This is a genomic window from Collinsella tanakaei YIT 12063, assembly GCF_000225705.1.
GTDB classification, from domain to species: domain Bacteria; phylum Actinomycetota; class Coriobacteriia; order Coriobacteriales; family Coriobacteriaceae; genus Collinsella; species Collinsella tanakaei.
Window position 1 is genome coordinate 221,301 of sequence record NZ_JH126467.1, and the last position, 13,672, is coordinate 234,972.

Annotated in this window: 13 protein-coding genes; 12 read left to right on the forward strand and 1 reads right to left on the reverse strand. The window is 57.6% G+C overall.

Going from position 1 to position 13,672, the window contains the following annotated elements; all coding sequences use genetic code 11:
• The first annotated feature begins 28 nt into the window (after positions 1-28).
• Positions 29-2,773, forward strand: a complete 2,745-nt coding sequence (gene ppdK / locus HMPREF9452_RS01060) for a pyruvate, phosphate dikinase (protein ID WP_009140241.1) — start codon at positions 29-31, stop codon at positions 2,771-2,773.
• Positions 2,774-2,894: 121 nt separating this feature from the next.
• Here the strand turns inward: ppdK and HMPREF9452_RS01065 are convergent, their stop codons facing one another.
• Positions 2,895-3,455 carry a DUF308 domain-containing protein gene (locus HMPREF9452_RS01065; protein WP_009140242.1) on the reverse strand — a complete coding sequence of 187 codons (561 nt, stop codon included), beginning with the start codon at positions 3,453-3,455 and terminating at the stop codon, positions 2,895-2,897.
• A 281-nt stretch (positions 3,456-3,736) separates the two neighbouring features.
• Here HMPREF9452_RS01065 and rplS point away from each other — a divergent pair, with 281 nt between their 5' ends.
• The 11 genes from rplS to frr all read left to right on the forward strand — a co-directional run bounded on the left by rplS (position 3,737) and on the right by frr (position 13,670).
• Complete coding sequence (gene rplS, locus HMPREF9452_RS01070) at positions 3,737-4,078, forward strand: 50S ribosomal protein L19 (RefSeq protein ID WP_009140243.1); 342 nt, start codon at positions 3,737-3,739, stop codon at positions 4,076-4,078.
• 132 nt (positions 4,079-4,210) lie between these two features.
• Positions 4,211-4,999 (forward strand): ribonuclease HII, encoded by a 789-nt coding sequence (locus HMPREF9452_RS01075; RefSeq protein ID WP_009140244.1) that lies wholly within the window; start codon positions 4,211-4,213, stop codon positions 4,997-4,999.
• 173 nt (positions 5,000-5,172) lie between these two features.
• Positions 5,173-5,655 (forward strand): YraN family protein, encoded by a 483-nt coding sequence (locus tag HMPREF9452_RS01080; protein WP_009140245.1) that lies wholly within the window; start codon positions 5,173-5,175, stop codon positions 5,653-5,655.
• Positions 5,652-7,181, forward strand: a complete 1,530-nt coding sequence (locus HMPREF9452_RS01085) for a YifB family Mg chelatase-like AAA ATPase (RefSeq protein WP_009140246.1) — start codon at positions 5,652-5,654, stop codon at positions 7,179-7,181. Before HMPREF9452_RS01080 ends, HMPREF9452_RS01085 begins: the two co-directional genes overlap by 4 nt.
• Before the next feature lie 19 nt (positions 7,182-7,200).
• Complete coding sequence (locus tag HMPREF9452_RS01090) at positions 7,201-8,109, forward strand: DNA-processing protein DprA (protein WP_232204992.1); 909 nt, start codon at positions 7,201-7,203, stop codon at positions 8,107-8,109.
• A gap of 11 nt (positions 8,110-8,120) precedes the next feature.
• Entirely contained in the window at positions 8,121-9,446 is a 1,326-nt protein-coding gene (trmFO, locus tag HMPREF9452_RS01095; RefSeq protein ID WP_009140248.1) for a methylenetetrahydrofolate--tRNA-(uracil(54)-C(5))-methyltransferase (FADH(2)-oxidizing) TrmFO, read from the forward strand.
• Positions 9,447-9,487: 41 nt separating this feature from the next.
• Positions 9,488-10,381 carry a tyrosine recombinase XerC gene (locus tag HMPREF9452_RS01100; RefSeq protein ID WP_009140249.1) on the forward strand — a complete coding sequence of 298 codons (894 nt, stop codon included), beginning with the start codon at positions 9,488-9,490 and terminating at the stop codon, positions 10,379-10,381.
• 244 nt (positions 10,382-10,625) lie between these two features.
• Positions 10,626-11,360 (forward strand): 30S ribosomal protein S2, encoded by a 735-nt coding sequence (gene rpsB / locus HMPREF9452_RS01105; protein ID WP_009140250.1) that lies wholly within the window; start codon positions 10,626-10,628, stop codon positions 11,358-11,360.
• Between the two features lie 52 nt (positions 11,361-11,412).
• Positions 11,413-12,291 carry a translation elongation factor Ts gene (gene tsf, locus HMPREF9452_RS01110; RefSeq protein WP_009140251.1) on the forward strand — a complete coding sequence of 293 codons (879 nt, stop codon included), beginning with the start codon at positions 11,413-11,415 and terminating at the stop codon, positions 12,289-12,291.
• Positions 12,292-12,411: 120 nt separating this feature from the next.
• Positions 12,412-13,134, forward strand: a complete 723-nt coding sequence (gene pyrH / locus HMPREF9452_RS01115; RefSeq protein ID WP_009140252.1) for a UMP kinase — start codon at positions 12,412-12,414, stop codon at positions 13,132-13,134.
• 2 nt (positions 13,135-13,136) lie between these two features.
• Positions 13,137-13,670: a ribosome recycling factor gene (gene frr, locus HMPREF9452_RS01120; RefSeq protein WP_009140253.1), complete on the forward strand. Its 534-nt coding sequence runs from the start codon at positions 13,137-13,139 to the stop codon at positions 13,668-13,670.
• Positions 13,671-13,672 lie beyond the last annotated feature (2 nt).

Genomic DNA, 13,672 nt, shown 5'->3' on the forward strand with positions numbered 1-13,672 from the left:
CGCGTTGCACCTTGAGAAGGGGGTTTGTATGGAAACGGAAAAGTGTGTGTACAGGTTTGGTGCGGCAGCGGATGGCGTCGACGTCACAGAGGGCGATGCCAGCATGAACTTTGTCCTTGGGGGTAAGGGGGCTAATCTTGCCGAGATGGCGCGCCTGGGTTTGCCCGTTCCTCCTGGCTTTACCATCACTTGCAAAACATGCATGGGATATGCGAATAGCGGCAACGAATGGCAGCAGGGCGTGCTTGACCAGATAGATGCGGCTACGCGCGATCTCGAAGAGCGCATGGGCAAGCGCTTGGGTGATCCCGATGATCCCCTGTTGGTGTCCGTGCGATCCGGAGCCCCGTTCTCCATGCCCGGCATGATGGATACCGTCCTCAATCTCGGTCTTAACGATGAATCCGTTCAAGGTTTAATTCGGCAGACCGAGAATCCTCGGTTCGCTTGGGATTCCTATCGCAGGTTTATCCAGATGTTCTCCAATGTTGTTCTTGGAGTCGATGCAGATCTGTTTGAAAACGCGCTGTCGAAACGGCGCCTGATCGCAGGTGTCCGGCAAGACAGCGACCTTTCCGCGGAGGATCTCTGTCAACTCGTTAGCGAGTTCAAAGCAATCTTCCGAGATAACGTCTCGGTCCTTCTTCATCCAGAGCTCGCCGATGCAGCCGGGGACGCTGCTTTCCCTGCTGATCCCGCGCTTCAGCTCCGTCTCGCCATCCAAGCTGTATTTGGCAGCTGGCTCAACGAACGGGCTTGTCTGTACCGCAAGCAGAATGGTATTTCCGATGACCTCGGAACAGCGGTAAACGTGCAGGCGATGGTGTTTGGCAACAAGGGTGAGAGCTCGGCTACGGGCGTCGCCTTTACGCGCAACGCGGCAGATGGAACTAAAGAGTTTTACGGAGACTTCCTAGTTAACGCACAGGGTGAAGATGTTGTCGCGGGCATCCGCAACACAGAGCCTATTTCCCAACTTAAGGCTAATCCCACTTTCAAGGAAGCGGGGGAGCAGCTCGAGTCGATATTCGGCATCCTCGAGAGCCATTATCGTGATATATGCGATATCGAGTTCACCATAGAGCAAGGTAAGCTGTGGATGCTGCAGACGCGTGTGGGCAAGCGAACCGCGGCGGCTGCGATCAAAATCGCTATTGATATGGTCGAGGAGGGGATCATCACGCGTGAGGAGGCTGTTGGGCGCGTGAGCCCCAAGCAGCTCGATCAGTTGCTTCATCCGCAATTCGACCCCGCGGCCGATATCGAGGTGCTGGCCTGCGGGCTCAACGCGAGTCCGGGGGCCGCGGTGGGGGAGATCGTCTTCTCGTCCGATGACGCTGTTAAGGCCGTGGCATCGGGCCGGCGGGTCGTCTTGGTCCGCTGGGAGACAAATCCCGATGATCTCAAGGGCATGACGGTGGCGGAGGGAATCCTGACCAGCCACGGCGGCAAAACCAGTCATGCGGCTGTGATCGCGCGTGGTATGGGGACGCCCTGCGTATGCGGCGTTGAGTCGTTCCAGATCGATGCGAAGGCAAAGGAGGTGCGCATCTCCGGCACGGACCTTGTGCTTCACGAGGGCGATGTCATATCGTTCGACGGAGCCCGGGGAATCGTCGTTTTGGGCGCGGTACCGCTCACCACGGCTTCATTGACCAAAGACCTTGATACTCTGCTCGCATGGGCGGATGAGATTCGTCTTGATGGCCCCGATGGCCGCGGATTCCACGTTCGCGTCAATGCCGACAACCCGAAGGATGCGGGGCTTGCCTTGAGTTTCGGCGCCGAGGCGATAGGATTGTGCCGAACAGAGCATATGTTCCTGGGCGATCGCAAGCAGATTATCCAATCATTCATCCTGTCCGAGGATGCCGCTGTGCGTTCGGCTGCCCTTGCTCAATTGCTCGAGGTCCAGACCGATGATTTCCTCTCGATGTTCCGAACCATGAACGGCAGGGACGTCGTCGTCCGTTTGCTCGATCCACCGCTTCACGAGTTTTTGGACGATCCTCGTGAGCTCGCGGTTTCGATTGCCCGTCTCGAGGCGTCGGGTGCAGAAGGGGAGCGACTTCTCGAGGCTCGCTCGCTGCTTCGACGGATCGACGGGATGGCGGAGTCCAACCCCATGCTCGGCTTGCGAGGAGTGCGGTTGTCGTTGCTCTATCCCGAGCTTCCCTTGATGCAGGTAAGGGCCATCGCTAGCGCGGCGGCCGCCCTTAAGCGTGACGAGGGGCTGGACCCTAGGCCAGAAATCATGGTTCCGCTCGTGTCCGTTACTCGGGAACATGTGCAAGTTCGAGACGTTATCGAAGGCGTTATCGGTCAGGTGGAAAGGGAATATGGCGTGAAGCTCGAGATTCCCGTGGGCACCATGATCGAGCTTCCTCGAGCCTGTCTGGTCGCCGACCAGATCGCTAAGCATGCAGACTTCTTCTGCTTTGGAACGAACGATCTTACCCAGACGGTGTTCGGCTTCTCGCGTGACGATGCCGAGGCAAAGTTTATACCCGTCTACCTGCATAAGGGGATTCTTGACGTCAATCCATTCGAGACCATTGATGACGCGGTTCTTGAAATGGTATCGATGGCGGTGTCCAAGGGCCGCGAATCCAATCCCGCCATGAGCTACGGTGTCTGCGGCGAACACGGCGGAGACCCCTTGTCCATCAAGCGGTTCTTTAAGGATGCGAACGTCGACTATGTCTCCTGTTCTCCTTATCGCGTTCCTGTCGCGAGGCTTTCTGCGGCCCATGCGATGCTCGAGCTACGATAGGTGCTTAGCTGCCCGCATCTGGCGATGACGACTGCGCGCTGCCGGCAAGCATGATAAAGGGCCCGCGTTCCCAGAGGTATAAGGACGCGGACCCTTTTGCTTTTTGGATGGATGGCTGGCGCTACGCTTCTGCGGAAAGGTGCGTTCTCCCGTTGTCGCTGTGGATGGTGAACGGGTGCAAGATCAGTTCGATTCCAAGCAGCAGCACATGATGCTCGATATTTTCAAGTGGACTAGCAATGAGGAGCGTGCCGAGTACCACTTCTATGGCGGAGGAAAGCGCGAGCAGCGCGAAGGGCGCCCTAGCGCGAATCGCATGGAATGTCTCGTCTATCTCTCCGGCGGCCTTGCTTAATCCTATGAATCCCCAGACAACTCCTACCAGGGTGAGCAGGGCGGTTCCCTTTACCAGCAGCATTCCTCCGACCACGATCATGACGACGTCGGAACCCTGGCTGATGCTGCTGGCTTTCTTATTTGGATCTGTAAGGTCCGTAATCAAGTCCGCGGCTCCAACCACGAGCATCAGGCCGCCCAGAAGATATGGTAGGAAGTTCATGATTCCTTCCGGCGCTAGTATGCAGGCGATCCCGATGAAAGGGAACAGCAGGGATGCAATGATCGCAGCCTTTCCAGGCGTTGGCTGCTGTTTGATTTCGCTGACGGAATCGATTCGTGCCATGATGGGATAGTTCCTTTCAAATCTGCTGTCTAATTCTGGTGACGGTTAGGTCGGATTAGCCGTCTGATGTATTGTTCCCGCATTTGGCATCGTATGTTCGTTATCATAGGTATATACATGGATACCTCTTTCCTTTCGTATGGTCAGCCATAAATGTGCAGATAAGGTGTTGGATGAGGTTCATCCCTTGGCTACCAGCGAAATGCTTATACTGAAATAGTTTGTTCAACCTATGTGTCGGCGTACGCGCGCGGCACCTCTAGAAGAGTAAGGATCGAAAGATGGATTACATCCGCGCAATCGAGCGCCAGCAGATCCGTGAGGACATTCCTCAGGTCCGCGTTGGCGACAACGTCAAGGTGCATTATCGCATCAAGGAAGGCGACCGCGAGCGTATCCAGGTCTTCCAGGGCGACGTCATCCGCATGAGCGGCGGCTCCTCCCGCGAGACCTTCACCGTCCGCAAGCTTTCCTTCGGCATCGGTGTCGAGCGTACCTTCCCGCTTCACAGCCCCAAGATCGCCAAGCTCGAGGTTATCCGTCACGGTAAGGTTCGTCGCGCCAAGCTGTACTACCTCCGCGACAAGGTGGGCAAGGCTGCCCGCATTCCCGAGAAGCGCTAAGCTTCATTCTTTTTTCAATTACGCGCACCTGGCCGCTCCGAAAGGGGCGGCCTTTTTGGTTGCATTACGCTTTCGTTTAACGGCGTTCGCGGTACCATGGAAAAGATGACGGTCTGCATCCAAGGAGTCCCAATGGCAAATATGACAAGTTCGGCCCCCGCCGCGCAGGTTGCGGCAGAGCTGGGGAGCGCTCCGTTTGATGAAATTCAGTTGCTTGTCGATCGTTATCGTGAGGACCCTCGCGTTCAAGTTCAAAAGGCCTGCGAACGCGCGTTGAAGCGCTGGAGCAAGGAGAAGGCGGAACACGAGCGAGTAGACGGCATGTACCGTCTCATGGATGAGCTTGGCGGCAGCGGTATCGTGGTCGGCGTGGACGAGGTGGGACGTGGTTCCGTCGCGGGGCCTTTGACCGTCTGCGCCGTCTGCCTTCCCTCCGATCCTAAGATTTGGGGCATCAACGATTCCAAGCAGTTAACTCCCGCAAAGCGCGAGGCCCTGGCTTCCAGAATCGCGCAGGAAGCGGTCGCGATCGGCATCTGTCACATATCTCCCGAGCGCATCGATTCCGTCGGCATGGCATCTGCTCTTCGCGAGGCCGTCGCGGGCGCCGTTGCCGATACCGGACTTGAACCCGATTGCGTTTTGATGGATGGAAACCCTCTGGGCGCGGTCCCCAACGAGCGCGATGTGGTTCACGGTGACTCGCAAGTGGCTTGTATCGCCGCCGCCTCGATTGTTGCCAAAGTCACCCGCGACGAGATGATGGTCGAGCTGGATGCAGAATATCCCGGATACCATCTGGCGCAATCAAAGGGCTACGCATCGCCCGATCATATCAAGGCCATACAGGAACATGGTTTGACCCCCATTCACCGAGTGAGCTTTTGTGGTAATTTCTTGCAGACAGGCACCCTTTTTTAATGGCGCCGGGCGCTTTTGCCCACGCTGGCGGCACGTTCTAGCTTTCGCTAGCATTGTTTTGCAATAAATCATCGTTTTACTTTCGGCATTTCTGGAAGATTCAGCCGACCTTGCGCGAGCTAATACGCCTCCATGCTTTCCGTTAATTATTTTCCAACGGAAAGGAGCGCGAAATGTCACGGCGAAGCAAGGACCGAGTTCCTGATCTTGGCGGTTTCGAGGACCTGTTGTCAGAGGATGCGTGCCTTGATGATGATAGGATGCTCGACGGCCTTACTACAAAACAACTGGGTAACGTTGGCGAAGCGATCGCGGCGCTCTATTTGAAGGAGCGGGGATACGACATTCTCGAGCGCAATTACCGTTGCCATGAAGGGGAGGCGGACCTTATAGCGCTCGATACGGTCGAGGGCGTCATCGTTCTGGTTGAGGTCAAGACGCGAAGGGTCCGTCATCTCGATGACGATGGGTATCCCGAAGAGGCAGTTAACGATAAGAAGCGCCGTCGGTATCGCCGTATCGCCGCAAATTATCTTATGGATCGCTTTCCCGTACCCGCGATTCGTTTCGATGTGGTCGCCGTTTCGGTTGCGTCCGGTCACCTTGCGGGCATCAGGCATATGGTAGGGGCCTTTGACTGGGAGGCGGAGCCGTGAGTTCTGATAGGCCCGGGTCGTTTGCCGTCCATGCTGCATGTATCAGAGGGGTCGAGGCACAGCCCGTTACGGTCGAGGTCTCATACGGCGGAAGCATACCGGGTATCACGATCGTGGGCATGGCGGACAGTTCGGTTCTCGAGGCGCGGGTGAGAATTCGCTGCGCCCTGGTTGCCTGCGGATTCGACGTTCCGCGTCGCGCGATCATCGTGAACTTATCGCCTGGCGATTTGAGGAAGACCGGTTCTGGATTCGACCTGCCCATCGCCGTTGCAATACTCGCCATGTCGGGGCAGATACCGCGCACGGGCCTCGATGATCGGCTGTTTGTGGGCGAGGTGGGATTGGACGGCGAAGTCCTTCCCTGCAAAGGTGAGGTCGCCTACACCTTGCTTGCTCGAGAGGCGGGGCTTTCTCTTGTGGGGGCCTTGAGGCCGGATCATGTTCCCTTCGACGGCGTGGCGTCATCATATCTGGATAGCATAGGAGCGCTTCGCATGGGCGTCGATTGGGCTTGCAAGCCCTATCCCGTATCTCCCATATCGGAAAGCGTGGTCCAGCCTCGACTTGACTATGCCGATGTCGTTGGACAAGAGGTTGCTAAACGGGCGATCGCGGTGGCGGCGGCAGGCGGGTTGGGCATGCTTATGATTGGACCTCCCGGCTCCGGTAAGAGCATGCTTGCGAAAAGGATGACAACGATATTGCCGCCGATTGATCCCGTCGAGCGCCAGGAGGCCCTGTGCATCCATTCCGTCGCGGGAGATGGGTACGAGGGCCTTCTTGCGGGGGAAAGGCCGTTTCGTAGACCGCACCACAGCATCACCCCTGCTGGTTTGGTGGGAGGTGGAAGGCCGGTGCGGCCGGGTGAGGCGAGCCTCGCGCACGGTGGCGTTCTCTACCTCGATGAGCTCGGGGAGTTTCCCACGGGCGTCCTCCAGACGCTAAGGCAGCCTATTGAAGAGGGGTGCGTGCGCATCGCCCGTGTTGATGGCACATATATTTTTCCATCACGTTTCCAGCTGCTTGCAGCAAGCAATCCCTGCCCGTGCGGTCATTTGGGAGATGGGGAGGTAGCCTGTAGGTGCACGCCGAGCGCCATCTCAAAATATAGGGCCAAGCTCGCAGGGCCGCTTGTAGACCGCATCGACATCGTTCTCGATGTCTCAAGGCCGGATCCATCTCTCATCATCGAGGGTGAAGAAGGGCTTACATCGAGTGAATTGCTTGAGATGGTCGAGCGCGGGCGAGCTTTTGGAAAAGACCGTGCGGCTAAATGGGGCACTTCGATTTTAGAGGGAACGGAACGTTTCGAGAGAGTTATCGAGCAGAGCGGCATGAAAGGCGACTCTTCTGATGTTCTGCTCGACATAGCCGCACGTAACCATCTGAGCGCAAGGGGCATCGTTCGTCTCTGCCGCATTGCAAGGACCGTTGCCGACATCGACCAGAGTCCAACAATCGCGGTCGGCCATGTTCTCGAGGCCGCGATGTACCAGGGAAGGAGGAACGATGGGCGTATGTAGGGGGAGGATGGAGCTCAGGTTGGGACAACCCTTATATCCAAGCATGGTCGCAGAGCTGCCGGACCCGCCGAAGACCATCTACGTGAGAGGCGATCCCACAGCCCTCAATGCTTCATGCATCTCGATTATCGGATCGCGGAAGGCAACACCTTACGGCCTTGCCGTCGCCGAGATGGCGGCGCATGTTGCCGCGGAATCGAATTTGGTTGTCGTATCCGGAGGGGCTTTAGGTTGCGACCAGGCTGCAGGGCGTGCTGCTCTTGAGGCGGGCGGTAGACACGTGGTGGTTTTTGGAAGCGGGGCGGATGTCGTCTATCCGCGCGGGGCTGAAGACCTAGTGGAGCGAACGCTGTCCCAGGCAGGCGCGGTCATCTCTATCGAACCGTGGGGCGCCCAGCCTCGCAAGTACACGTTTCCCAAGCGCAACAGGGTGATCGCCGCTTTGTCGAAGGCCTTGTTTGTGACAGAGGCGGGGTTGCCGTCGGGTACCATCTCAACTGCCGAGTCCGCGCTGGGCTTGGGTAGGGAAGTTCTCTCTATTCCGGGCTCTATTCTGTCTCCGGAATCAAAAGGGACAAACTACCTCATTTCCGAGGGCGCGACGTGCATTACGGATGAGGAATCTCTTGAGGTGGCGATATCGCGCATCTACGGCACGCTACGGTGCCAGCGCGGTGCCGCGCCCGGTTTGATAGGGCTGAATGAAACCGAGTCGCTGGTGCTTGACGCGCTTATCGCAAACCCTATGCGCATAGACCAGGTTTCAGCGATGCTTAAGAAGGACGTTGCCACCACCTTGAAATTTCTCGGTGCTCTTTCGGTTCGAGGATTGGTGGAAACGCTTTTTGATGGACGATTCGCGCCGACCAAGATCGCGCTTCACGCCCGCAGCCGTTTGGGTCACAATATGGGTTCGATGAAAACGTGAAAGGGGAGACCATGGCATATGAGCGCGTGACCGTGATTGGCGGAGGGCTTGCAGGAAGCGAGTGCGCCTGTCAGTTGGCGGACCGTGGCGTCGCCGTTAGGCTGTTTGAGATGCGTCCGAGTCAGATGTCGCCCGCTCACCATACCGATCATCTTGCCGAGCTGGTCTGCTCTAATTCCTTCAAGTCCACGCGCCCCGATTCCGCTGCCGGGCTGTTGAAGCAGGAGCTTCGATCGATGGGCTCCGTCCTCATGTCCTGTGCTGATCGGGCGGCGGTGCCTGCCGGCGGAGCTCTTGCCGTCGATCGAGGCCAGTTCTCTCAAGAAGTAGAGGCAGAGGTCGAATCGCGTCCGCTCATCGAAGTCGTTCGCGAAGAGGCGGTTGATATTCCCAGCGGGCCCGTGGTCATCGCTGCGGGCCCGCTTTGCTCGCCCTCTTTGTCGCAGCGAGTCTTGTCATTGGTTGGAGGCGATGCGCTGTCGTTCTTCGACGCCGCCGCTCCCATTGTCGATGCGTCTACGCTGGATATGGACGTTTTGTTTACCCAGTCTCGCTACGGGGAGGAGGGGACGGGAGACTACCTCAACGCACCGTTGAATCGCGAGGAGTACGAGGCTTTTATCGAGGCGCTCATTTCTGCGGAGCGAGTCGTGCTTAAAGATTTTGAGCGAAAGGACCTGTTCCAAGCTTGCCAGCCTGCTGAGGAGGTTGCGCGAACCGGTATCGATGCCATTCGATTCGGTGCGATGAAGCCCGTTGGCCTAACCGATCCGAGGACTGGAAAAAGACCTTGGGCGGCAGTTCAGCTTCGTGCCGAAAACGCCGATCACAGCGCCTACAACCTTGTCGGCTTCCAAACGAATCTCACCTTCGGCGAACAGAAGCGAGTGTTCAGGATGATTCCGGGCTTGGAGAACGCCGAATTCTTCCGCTACGGCGTTATGCATCGCAACACGTTTGTCGATTCACCCCATGTTCTTGATCGCTCATTTTGCGTTCCGGGGACATCAGTGCGTCTCGCTGGGCAGATTACGGGCACCGAGGGTTATGCCGAGGCGGTTGCGTCCGGCCTTCTCGCGGCTCTCAATACATATGCCGATCTTGCCGGATTGCCGCGCGTCGAGTTGCCTCGTACCAGCGCTTTCGGTTCCCTCGTCGCCTACGCCACGGACCCGGCCACCCAGGGATATCAACCCATGCACGTGAATTTCGGAATCATTCCGCCGCTCGAGGATGGAAAGCGCCGTTCCAAGCGCGATCGATACGCCGCCTACGCTGAGCGCGCGACCAGGGATCTTTCCGTTTATATCAAGAACCGCGGCGACCTGTTTTGCTAGATGAAGCGGACGGCCGGACGCACGATCGGGCGCTCGGATATGTGGATGATTACATCGCGTACGTCGCAAGTGTCTTGTGCCTGTCGGAAAACACCGTTCGCGCTTATGGACAACATCTTCATGCGTTCGTCGATTGGTGCGATGTTCGCAGCATCGACCCGCTTCGGGTGACCGTCCGCCAGCTGCGTTCTTATATAGGCGACATGCGCTCCTCGGGCCTGTCGCAACGAAGCGTCGCCGCTCATCTCTCGTCCATTCGCTCCTTTTTTCGATGGATGATCGTCGAGGGCCTCATCGACTCGAATCCGGCTGAAGCCTTGACGTCCCCCAAGCTTCCTGAAGCATTGCCGGTGACGGTGTCCGCTCGACAGATGCGCGCTCTTTTCAGCGTTGTCGAGAGCGGCACCCCTTCGGGATTGCGAGATGCTTGCATGCTCGAGCTGTTCTACGCGACGGGGGCCCGTATATCCGAGCTCGCGTCACTGAGGCTCGATTCCTTCGATTGGTCGAGTCGCTGCGTGCGGTTGTTTGGCAAGGGCTCCAAGGAGCGAATCGTGCCCGTGCATCAGCGTGCGGCCGAGGCCGTGCATGAGTACGTTCAAATAGGCAGGCCTGCTTTATTGTCCAACAGCAGCCATAAACGGCCCCTTGATACCTCTTCGTTTTTCATTTCCAAGAAAGGCCGCGTTATGGACTCCGCCGCTTTGAGATATCGTTTCAAGGCGCTTTCACGAAGGGCCGGCCTGCCTAGTGACATCACGCCCCATACGATGCGCCATACGTTTGCGACCGACCTGCTTGATGGAGGGGCTGATCTTCGCTCCGTTCAGGAGCTATTGGGCCATGCAAGTTTATCTACTACGCAAATATATACGCACCTAAGCGTTGATAGGATGAAGGGCGCTTTAAAGCAGGCTCACCCCAGGGGCGAGTGATGAGGGGCGCTCCGATTCTCCGTCAGGCAAGCAGCGCGCCGCTTCACACAACACCAACACAAGCCAAGCCCTGCTGTTGGAATCGTTCTTGATTCCTGCTATCATGCTTCAGGTTGCTGCTATGTGCAGCGCTTGTATCACACACGCGCGACTACTTTTCAGCCGTGGTGCCCGGGACTTGGTAGCTCATGCTCGGGTGGCTGTGAAGGTCGACACCGCGCGGAGGCAAACCACAGGAGGTATCATGGCTACCACAATCAACATCCGTACCCTGCTCGAGGCCGGCTGCCACTTCGGTCACCAGACCCGCCGCTGGAATCCCAAGATGAAGGAGTACATCTTCGGCGAGCGCAACGGCATCTACATCCTCGACCTGAAGCAGACCATCATCAACGCCGACCAGGCCTATTCCTTCCTCAAGACCGTTTCCCGCGGTGGCCAGGTTCTCTTCGTCGGCACCAAGAAGCAGGCCCAGGAGGCCGTCAAGTCCGCTGCAGAGCGCGCCGGCATGCCCTACATCAACCAGCGCTGGCTCGGCGGTATGCTGACCAACTTCGTCACCATTCGCTCCCGCATCAATCGCATGGAGGAGCTCGAGGCTATGGTCGAGGACGGCCGCATGGCTCTTCTGCCCAAGAAGGAGCAGGCTGTTCTTGGTAAGGAGCTCGCTAAGCTCCAGACCAACCTCGGTGGCGCCCGCGATATGAAGGGTCTGCCCTCTGCGCTCTTCGTCATCGACACCAAGCGCGAGGAGAACGCCATCAAGGAGGCCCAGCGCCTGAACATCCCCGTTGTCGCCCTGATCGACACCAACTCTGATCCGGACGAGGTCGACTACGGCGTCCCCTGCAACGACGATGCCATCTCCGCTGTCTCCCTCATGTGCGAGCTGTTTGCTGACGCCTGCCTGGCTGGCGCTGGCAAGGAGCAGATTTCCGAGGCTGAGATGGCCGGCGAGACCGCTGCTGACGCCCAGTAAACACGTTTTGGTACGTTAAGGTTCGTTCACCTCTCATTTGAAAGGAGCCATCATGGCCCAGATCACCGCTGCTATGGTTAAGCAGCTTCGCGAGATGACCGACTCTCCTATGATGGAGTGCAAGAAGGCCCTCGTCGAGGCCGACGGCGACATGGACGCCGCCGTTGACGTTCTCCGCAAGAACGGCCTTGCCAAGGCCGCTAAGAAGGCCGGTCGCGAGACCAACGAGGGTGCCGTCGCCGCTTATATCTCCGAGGATGGTAAGACCGGTGCCCTGGTCGAGCTTTCCTGCGAGACCGACTTCGTTGCTTCCAACCCTAAGTTCACCGGCTTTGCCAGCTCCTTGGCCAAGGTTGTTGCCGACGTTAAGCCTGCTGATGTTGAGGCCCTCCTGGCCGCCGAGATGAATGGCGAGACCGTCGAGGCCGAGCTCACCGAGCTCATCCACGTTATCGGCGAGAACATGAAGATCGCTCGCTTCGCCGTCCGCACCGTCGAGGCCGGTGCCCTTTCCTCCTATATCCACATGGGTGGTAAGATTGGCGTTCTTTGCGAGTTCTCCTTCGATAAGCCCGAGACCGCTTCCGCCGATGCGTTCAAGACTTTTGCTCACGATGTTGCCATGCAGGTCGCTGCCACGGCTCCGGTCAGCGCCCGCCGCGAGGATGTTCCCGCTGAGATCGTTGAGCGCGAGAAGGCCATCTACATGGCTCAGGCCGCCGAGTCCGGTAAGCCCGAGGCAATTCAGGAGAAGATGGCTGTTGGCCGCCTTGAGAAGTTCTTCAAGGGCTCTGTTCTGAATGAGCAGGAGTTCATCAAGGATTCCAACATGACCGTCAAGTCTTACTCTGAGTCCGTTTCCAAGGAGCTTGGCGACACCGTCAAGGTTATCGCTTTCGATCGCCTGGTTCGCGGTGAGTCCGACAACTAAGGTCTTCGTTACTATGCCTTTTAGCAGGCTGTGGGGTTATCCTGCAGCCTGCTTTTTTATGGACCGCGTCTACTTTGCTGCTAAAATCACAAGCAGTGTAACTTTTTTTAAGGAGGAGCCTTGTCTGACTACCGGTACAAGCGCGTTCTACTCAAGCTCTCCGGCGAGGCCCTGATGGGCGATGCCGTATCCGCCATCGATCCGTCAGTGACCGAGATGCTTGCTCGCCAGATCAAGTCGATTCATGAAGACGGCATCGAGGTCGGTATTGTTGTCGGTGGCGGCAACATCTTCCGTGGCCTTGCTGGTTCCGCCAAGGGCATGGATCGCGCTCAGGCAGACTATATGGGCATGCTCGCCACGGTGATGAACGCCCTCGCGCTTCAGGACGCCTTTGAGCATGAGGACTGCTCTTGCCGCGTTATGAGTGCTATTCAAATGAACGAGGTCTGCGAGCCCTACATTCGTCGTCGTGCGATGCATCATCTTGAAAAGGGCGATATCGTCATTTTTGCAGCCGGCTCCGGCAACCCATATTTCACCACCGATACCGCTGCTGCGCTGCGCGCATGCGAGATCGATGCTGACTGCCTGCTCAAGGCAACCAAGGTTGACGGCGTGTACGATAAGGATCCGGTCTCCCATACAGACGCGGTTCGTTTCGACACCATCAGTTATCATGAGGTCCTGGTGCGCGGCTTGCAGGTTATGGATTCTACCGCAACCGCTCTTTGCCAGGATAACCGCATGCCCATCATCGTCCTCAATATCGAGGGCGAGGATAATATCAAGCGCGCTCTTTGCGGAGAGCCCGTCGGCACCGTCGTCGTTCAGGAGGACTAACAATGGCGAGCATTACCGAGCACATGGACAAGACCATCGAGAGCCTCAAGCACAATTTTGCCAAGGTTCGCACGGGTCGCGCGAATGCCAATATCCTTTCGGACATCACCGTCGATTATTATGGCGTTGCCACTCCCATCAGTCAGGTGGCGGCCGTCAAGACTCCTGAGGCGCACATGCTTGTCATCGAGCCGTGGGACAAAGCGCTTGTCAACGCTATTGTTAAGGCGGTTTCTGCGTCCGATCTTGGCATCACGCCCAGCAGCGACGGCTCTATCGTCCGCCTGCCGTTCCCGGCTCCCACCGAGGAGCGTCGCCGCGAGCTGGTAAAGGAGTGCCGCGATATCGCCGAGCAGGCTCGTGTCGCCATCCGCAATATCCGTCGCGACTTCAACAATAAGATCGAGCGCGATGAAGAGCTTACCGAAGACGAAGTTCGTCGCGAGCAGGCTAAGGTCCAGAAGTATACCGACGAGTACATTGCCAAGATCGATGAGCTCTTCAAGTCCAAAGAGTCCGAGGTAATGGAGATCTAATC